General features: G+C 71.1%; 7 protein-coding genes. 3 read left to right on the forward strand and 4 right to left on the reverse strand.

Annotated features, from left to right (window positions below):
* Positions 1-20: 20 nt before the first annotated feature.
* The gene (locus tag KVS67_RS07310) at positions 21-1,202 is read left to right on the forward strand and encodes an FAD/NAD(P)-binding oxidoreductase (RefSeq protein ID WP_217565184.1); all 1,182 of its coding nucleotides are present in this window, start codon (positions 21-23) and stop codon (positions 1,200-1,202) included.
* A 170-nt stretch (positions 1,203-1,372) separates the two neighbouring features.
* On the opposite strand, the gene KVS67_RS14350 is transcribed toward KVS67_RS07310, so the two are convergent.
* A complete protein-coding gene (locus KVS67_RS14350; RefSeq protein WP_063188587.1) occupies positions 1,373-2,134 on the reverse strand; it encodes an OBAP family protein in 762 nt (253 codons plus the stop codon).
* A gap of 90 nt (positions 2,135-2,224) precedes the next feature.
* The gene (locus KVS67_RS07320) at positions 2,225-3,808 is read right to left on the reverse strand and encodes an alkaline phosphatase (RefSeq protein ID WP_036335210.1); all 1,584 of its coding nucleotides are present in this window, start codon (positions 3,806-3,808) and stop codon (positions 2,225-2,227) included.
* Positions 3,809-4,044: 236 nt separating this feature from the next.
* On the opposite strand from KVS67_RS07320, the gene KVS67_RS07325 reads away from it, so the two are divergent.
* On the forward strand, positions 4,045-4,320 hold the full coding sequence (locus KVS67_RS07325) for a DUF1540 domain-containing protein (protein ID WP_063188585.1): 276 nt from the start codon (positions 4,045-4,047) through the stop codon (positions 4,318-4,320).
* 8 nt (positions 4,321-4,328) lie between these two features.
* Here the strand turns inward: KVS67_RS07325 and KVS67_RS07330 are convergent, their stop codons facing one another.
* Positions 4,329-5,156, reverse strand: coding sequence for a hypothetical protein (locus KVS67_RS07330; RefSeq protein ID WP_063188583.1), 828 nt, complete (start codon positions 5,154-5,156; stop codon positions 4,329-4,331).
* Between the two features lie 160 nt (positions 5,157-5,316).
* On the opposite strand from KVS67_RS07330, the gene KVS67_RS07335 reads away from it, so the two are divergent.
* Complete coding sequence (locus KVS67_RS07335) at positions 5,317-6,174, forward strand: transporter substrate-binding domain-containing protein (RefSeq protein WP_063188582.1); 858 nt, start codon at positions 5,317-5,319, stop codon at positions 6,172-6,174.
* 90 nt (positions 6,175-6,264) lie between these two features.
* Here the strand turns inward: KVS67_RS07335 and KVS67_RS07340 are convergent, their stop codons facing one another.
* Positions 6,265-6,492, reverse strand: a complete 228-nt coding sequence (locus tag KVS67_RS07340) for a helix-turn-helix domain-containing protein (protein ID WP_223247472.1) — start codon at positions 6,490-6,492, stop codon at positions 6,265-6,267.
* Positions 6,493-6,836 lie beyond the last annotated feature (344 nt).

Below are 6,836 nucleotides of genomic sequence, written 5' to 3' on the forward strand. Positions count from 1 at the left end.
GTCACCCCACGGAGGACCACGTGACCGAGCAGTACGACATCCTGATCGTCGGCGGCGGCAACGCCGGCGTGTCCTTGGCCGCCGCACTGCGGCGGAAGCGGCAGGGCCGGGTCGCCATCGCCGACGGCCACCAGCTGCACCGCTACCGGCCGATGCTGAACTACGCGGCGGGCGGGCAGGCGGACATGGCCCGGTTCGAACGGCCGATGCGGGCCGTCATCCCGGACGGGGCCGAATGGATCCCGGACCACGTCGTGGCCGTGGACGCCGAGGAACGGACCGCGGTGACGAGCACCGGGCTGACCGTGGGCTTCCGCCACCTCGTGCTCTGCCCGGGGCTGACCCCGTGGTGGGGTGCGATCGACGGGCTGCGTGAGGCCTACGCCGCCGGATGGGCGGCGAGTGCGCACGTGCCCGAGCACGTGGACGCCGCCCGGGCGCTGCTGTCGCGTGTGGCCGCGGGGGACCGTGTGGTGGCGAATGTGCCGGCTGAGCCCTCCTCGTGCGGCGGCACCGTGCTCAAGGCGCTGTTCCTGGCCTGCGCGGCGTGGGAGCGCACGGGGATCCTGCCGGACGTGGACGTCCGCCTGGTGACCCCGTACGGCCGGATCCTGGACCGGCAGACCATCGACCCCGCTCTGGCCGAGGCCGTGGCGAGGTACGGCATCCATGTGCACGCCGGCGCAGAGGTGAACGCCGTGGACCACGAGGCCCGCGAGGTGGTGCTCAATACCGGTGAGCGGATCACCGACGTCGCGGCCGCGTACATCACGCCCGTGGTGCGGGCCCCGGAGTTCATCGCCGAGGCGGGCCTGGCGGACGACGGCGAGGCCGGCCTGGCGGCCGTGGATCCCGCGACCCTGCGGCATCCCGTGCACCCGCACGTGTGGGCGCTGGGCGACGCCGCCGCCCTGGGCACACGGCCCTCCGGCGGAGCCCTGCGCCGGCAGGTCAAGATCCTGGCCCAGAACATCCAGGCCGCGGACGCGGGGAAGCCGCTCCAGAAGTACGACGGCTACACCGTGATCCCCGTGATGGTCAGCCGGGACGAGCTGGTCCTGGACGAGCACGTCCGCGACGGCTCCGAGGACCGGTCGATCCCCGGCGTGGACCTGACGAAGCCGCGGAAGAGCACGGCGGCCTTCGACCGGTTCGGCCAGCCCCGGATCTACTGGCACCGACTGCTCAAGGGCAAGGTCTGAGCCCAGCGTTCTCGCTGCCGCGACCCGTGCGGCGGACGTGCTGTCCCTCGCGGGGCGCCCCCGCCCGATCCGGATGACGGCCCCGCCCCGCCGAGCGCTTTCGTTCGGGAAACGGCGGCGTGTCGCACCGCTGTCGTTCGGGAAACGGCGCCCTCCCGACGACGCCGCCCTCAGTCGTCGCGGCCCCGCACCGGGCGCTCCTCGAGCGTGGTCTGCACGACCCGCCCGCGCTCCCAGCTGTTCGCCCCCGGCACCACGTCCGGGACCGGGATGTCCGCGCGGTTGCGCCGCTTGGCCGCGGTGTCCACGCCCAGGCGCTCGTCCCGGGCGCGCAGGAGCGCCTCGTCCACCTGGCCGTCGCCGGTGAGGCCCATCATCAGCTGGGGGATGCCGTACGGGAAGTCGTCCCGGTCGTACTGCCAGGTGTGGAACGTCTTCCCGTAGGTGTGGATGAGGTCTTCGAAGTAACTGTGCTCGGCCAGCTCGGGCACCCCGGGGGCCGTGAGGGCGCCGGAGCTCACCTCGTAGTGGTGGCTGTGCCACAGGCGCCGCTCCTCGTCGGGGAGGCTGCGGAACCGCTCCTCGCTGATGATGTACTCGATGCCGATCAGCCGTGCATCCGGCGCGTTGCGGTCGAAGATCACGCACTGGTGCAGGTCGTGGCGCAGGTGGATGCAGAAGTGGCTGGCTTCGACCTGTCGGCCGAGGTCGTCGGCGTAGAAGTGCAGTCCGTTGAGATAGGTGCTCATCGCGCCCATGGGGTACTTCGGCTGGACCAGGCCGGATGCCGCGTCCAGGAGGCGGTGCTTGAGCGGGTGGCCCTTCCCCACGGCGCCCATGAGGGCGATCTTGCGGGCTGCGGTGACCGCGGCCGCGGTGCCCAGTCCGGCGGCGAACCCGAGGGCGGTGGAGGACAGGCGATGGGTGCTCATGGCCCCACGCTAGGGGCGCGGGGCGGACCCGGCCAGGGTGGTGGGGCTGCCGGGGCTGCTCAGGAGGGGGCCCGACGACGGTCCCTCGCCTCAGGCGATCCGGTGGAGCCGATGCTCGCCGTCGCCGACGCCGAACACCGCGCGCGTGCGCACCGACGAGCCCAGCTCGCTCACGTAGTCGACCACGCGGAAGCGGGCCTCGAGCATCTGGGCGGAGAGGTCCACGCGGAGGTAGCCGCGCAGGTCGTTGTTGAACTTGATGTGCGGGTTCCACGCGAGCGCCTCCGCGGCGGCGTCCGAGCCGTCGCCGCCCGAGGTGATCGACGTGGTGATGAGCTCGACGCCCACGGACTCCGAGGAGAGGTCGTTGAAGTCCTGCTTGATGTTCGAGGCGAAGGCCTCGTGGATGTCGCCGGTGAGCACCACCGGGTTGCGGACGCCCGCCGCGGTCCACGCGCTGACCACGCGGTCGCGCGAGGCGACGTAGCCGTCCCACGTGTCCATGTCGCCCCACAGGAGCGGGCCGGAGGTGCGGTCGTACTGCACGAACGGCACCTGCTGCGTGATGAGGTCCCAGCGGGCGACCGAGGTCTCGAAGCCCTCGCGCAGCCACGCCTCCTGCGCCGCGCCCGTGATGGTGCGCCGCGGGTCCCGTGCATCGGCATCGACGACCTTCACCAGGTCCAGGTTGGCCTGGTCCGAGCGGTACTGGCGCGTGTCCAGGAGGTGGAACGTGGCGAGGTTCCCCCAGTGGATGCGGCGGTAGAGCTGCATGTCGACGCCGCGGGGCACGGACGACGCACGGAGCGGCATGTTCTCGTAGTACGCCTGGAACGCGGCGACGCGGCGCGCGAGGAAGTTCGGGTCCCAGACCTCCGGGGTCTCGTCCGCCCAGTTGTTCTCGAGCTCGTGGTCGTCGAAGATCACGAGCCACGGGGCGGCGGCGTGCGCGTCCTGCAGGTGCGGGTCCGTCTTGTACTGCGCCATGCGGGCCCGGTACTGGGCGAGGGTGCGGGACTCCCCGTTCCTGTGGGCGCGCGGGACGCCCGAGGAGACCGGGTACCCGTACGGCATGATCTCGTAGTAGTAGTCCCCCAGGTGGACCATGAGGTCGGGACGCTCGGCGGCCATGTGGCCGTAGGCGGTGAAGTAGCCGTGCTCCCAGTTGGCGCACGAGGCGACCGTCATGGTGAGGCGGCTCGGGTTCGAGCCGCGGGCGGGCGCGGTGACCGTGCGGCCGACGCGCGAGAGGTGGCCCAGGGCGCGGAACCGGTAGAAGTACTCGGTGCCGGGGCGCAGACCGGTGAGCGTGACGTGCACCGCGTAGCCCTGCGCGCGGTCCGTGGTGACGGCGCCCGACCGGACGACCTTGCGGAAGCCCTCGTCCGTGGCCACCTGGTACTCCACCCGGAACGACTGGTCCGGCATGCCGCCGAGGCCGTCGAGCGCGAGGGGGTCCACGGCCAGGCGGGTCCACAGGACCACGCCGTCGGGCCACGGGTCGCCCGAGGCGACGCCGAGCGTGAACGGCGTGGGGCCGGTGGCCGCGTGGGCGGTGCCGGCCGGCGTGGACAGCAGCGCCGCGGAGGCGACGACGAGGCCGGCCCCGCCGAGGAGGGTGCGGCGGGAGACGGGGTGGGCGGTCGGGTGCGCGGGATCAGTGTGCGAGGTCACCCGTGCAGGGTGGCAGGGGCGGGTGACGCGGACGTGACCGGGCGGTGACGGCTGGGTGGGGCGGCCGGCGGGCACGACGTCGGCCCATACGACACACGACAATGCGCAAAATACATTTGCGCTAATCGTCTATCGACTAAGGCTCGCCCCTCTTGTGATATTCGCAGGCCGGAGTAATCTCGTTTCCAGCAGCGCCGCCCCATCCCGGGGCGGGCCCGAACCGGGAGGATCACGCCATGACCACCGCCGTCCGCACCTGCGCCGCCAGTGCCTGCGCCTTCAACGCCGAGACGTCCTGCAACGCTCTGGCCATCACCGTCGCCGGCTCCGACCGCACGCCCGGCTGCGGCACCTTCGTCCAGCTGGACGTCCGCCGCCCGGTGACCGAGGGCACCTCGACCGTCGGTGCGTGCCACCGCCTCGAGTGCACGTACAACGCCGACCTCGTCTGCACCGCCGAGGGCATCGAGGTCACGGACGTGGCTACCTGCGCCACCTACACGATCGACTGACGCCGCCCTCAGGGGTGGGCGACTCGCGCCGGGATCGCGTCCAGCAGTCGCCGCCAGGCGTGCCGGGGGCTGTGGTCGAGCCGACCCGCACCGGGCAGGGCCACGTGCACCGCGGTGGTCTCGCCGTCGCGGACGCGCAGCAGGGTCACCCCGGCTTCGTCCGCGTCGAGGGCGTGGGCGGGGGACTCGGGCAGGGGTGCGGTGCCGACCTGCAACGGGGTGCTCTCGCCCGGCAGCAGGCCCAGGGCGACGGCGTCGGCCAGGTCCGCGAGCACCTCGGGGGCGGTGCCCAGCACGTCGTCCGCCAGGTCTGCGAGCTCGGCCTGGTCGACGAGCCCGCGCGACGTGAGCGGCAGGGTGTGGCGGCAGAACACGGCGACGCCGTCGACGTCGTGCAGCAGGATCCGCTGGGTCTCGACGACGCCCACGCGCACCCGCGGGCCGACGTCGGCCACGAGGTCCGCGACGCGACCGCGCAGCCCCAGCTCCGCGACCTCGGCCGAGTCCCGGCACCAGCGCAGGGTGCCGAGCAGATGCACGGATGCCAGGCGGGTGGGGACCGTGAGGTCCAGGGCGTCGCGCAGGACGTCCACGCGCACGTCGAGCGGCGCGGGCGTGTGGAACGCGCCGAGCGAACCGAGGAGGTTGGGGACGTGGGCGACCACGAGGCGGCCCTCCGCGCTCACGCCGTGGACGGCCGTCGTGAGCGTCTCGCCGGCGCGGAAGGCCGTGACCTCGACGGAGCCCTCGCCGCGGAGCAGCCGCTGGGCCAGCAGCAGACGACGGGGCGCCACGGGCGGCAGCGGATGAGCGGGGTGCGTGGAGGCGTGGGCCATGGGGGTCCTTCCGGCGGGGGTCCGGAAACCAGTAAGGCACACCTCAGTGAGATACGCAAGGCGAGTGTTGTGTATTTGTCACACGTGGGGCGGCGGGGGCGAGTGGTGCCGGGCTACGGTGACGGGACTCACATGCCGTCGTCGAGGGAGACAGCCGATCATGACCTTCCGCCCTACCCACTACCGACTCACGACGGCGGCCTTCGGCGTCGCCCTGGCGCTCGCCCTCACCTCCTGCGGCACGGCGCAGGATGCGGGCGGCTCATCGGAACCTGCCACCGCCACCGTCGTCGACTCCGCACTCACACGCATCAAGGAGGCCGGCACGTTGCGCGTCTGCTCCACCGGTGACTATCCGCCCTTCACCGAGCAGACCGAGAGCGGCGACTGGAAGGGCATCGACGTGGACATGGCCCGCGATCTCGCCGAGACCATGGGCGTGGAGCCGGAGTTCGTGAAGACCAGCTGGAAGACGCTCATGGACGACTACACGTCGGGGGCGTGCGACGTCGCCGTCGGGGGCATCTCCCTGAACCCGGAACGCGCCGAGCAGGTGTACTTCACCGTGCCCACGCAGGAGGACGGCAAGACGCCGATCACTCGCTGCGAGGACGTCGAGAAGTACGACACCGTGGCGGAGATCAATCAGCCGGGTGTGCGGTCGATCTTCCCGGAGGGCGGCACCAACGAGAAGTTCGCGCGGGAGCACTACCCGCAGGGCGAGCTGCTGACACACGACAACCTCACGGTGTTCGACGCTCTCGCGGCCGGTGAGGCGGACGTGATGACCACGGACCGCTCCGAGGTGCTCTACATCGACCACGAGTACCCCGAGCTGTGCGCCGCGAACCCGGACGAGCCCTTCGACTACTTCCAGAAGGGGTACATGCTCCCGCAGGGCGACGAGGTGTTCAAGCACTACGTGGACCAGTGGCTGGCCATCGCGCTCAAGGACGGGACGTACGAAGGATTCGCGGAGCCGTGGGTCGGGGACGTGGAGCTGAGCCTGGAGGACTGAGCCGCAAGGGCGATCCCTTCCCCGCTGGGACGCCGCCCTTGTAGACGTCCGCGGTGGTGACGCGCTTCAGGTCTTCGAGTGCAGGAGTCGTCAGCCGGTGACCTCGAGCTCGAGGCCGAGCACCTCCATGACGGAGAGCACTGACTTCAGGGTGCTCTTGCCGGTGCCGCGCTCGATCTGGCGGACGGTCGCATCCGAGACTCCCGCCAGGTCTGCGAGCTGCTGCTGGGTCAGCAGGAGCTCTTTACGCATGGCGCGGACGCGATCGCTGATCTTCATCAGCGCCGCGGCAGAGGAGACTGCGCGTGTGGTGGCCACGGCTCCAGCGTGGCAGATGAGCAGCTGAAATCCGAAGGATTCTTCGGAATCGGTGACGTTCGACTGCTGCGGTGACGAGTCGACATGGGAAACCGAAGAGAACTTCAGATTCGAGCCTCCGGGGTCGGTCGAAGAGGTGCCGGCCTCCTCATCCGAAGAATTCTTCGGAACCCGGCCCTCAGGCATCAGGCGTGCGACTTTTCAGTGCCAGAATGAGGCCGACTGCCAAATCGCCGTGCTCCGAAAGGCTCTGCCACCATGCCCTCTTGGGCTGACCCCGTTTCGTAGGTCCAGTCGTTATGAGAGTCGTCCTGTTGCCCGCGGTCGCGGGCAGGGAGACTGGT

Origin of the sequence: Micrococcus sp. GbtcB5, from assembly GCF_019091605.1 — a bacterium.
Taxonomy (GTDB): Bacteria; Actinomycetota; Actinomycetes; order Actinomycetales; family Micrococcaceae; genus Micrococcus; species Micrococcus luteus.

What these genes read in the sequence shown, in the direction of transcription:
- KVS67_RS07330 (WP_063188583.1), bottom strand. Translation starts at nt 5,156, where the DNA reads ATGGCCCACGCCTCCACGCACCCCGCTCATCCGCTGCCGCCCGTGGCG.
- KVS67_RS07335 (WP_063188582.1), top strand. Translation starts at nt 5,317, where the DNA reads ATGACCTTCCGCCCTACCCACTACCGACTCACGACGGCGGCCTTCGGC.
- KVS67_RS14350 (WP_063188587.1), bottom strand. Translation starts at nt 2,134, where the DNA reads ATGAGCACCCATCGCCTGTCCTCCACCGCCCTCGGGTTCGCCGCCGGA.
- KVS67_RS07325 (WP_063188585.1), top strand. Translation starts at nt 4,045, where the DNA reads ATGACCACCGCCGTCCGCACCTGCGCCGCCAGTGCCTGCGCCTTCAAC.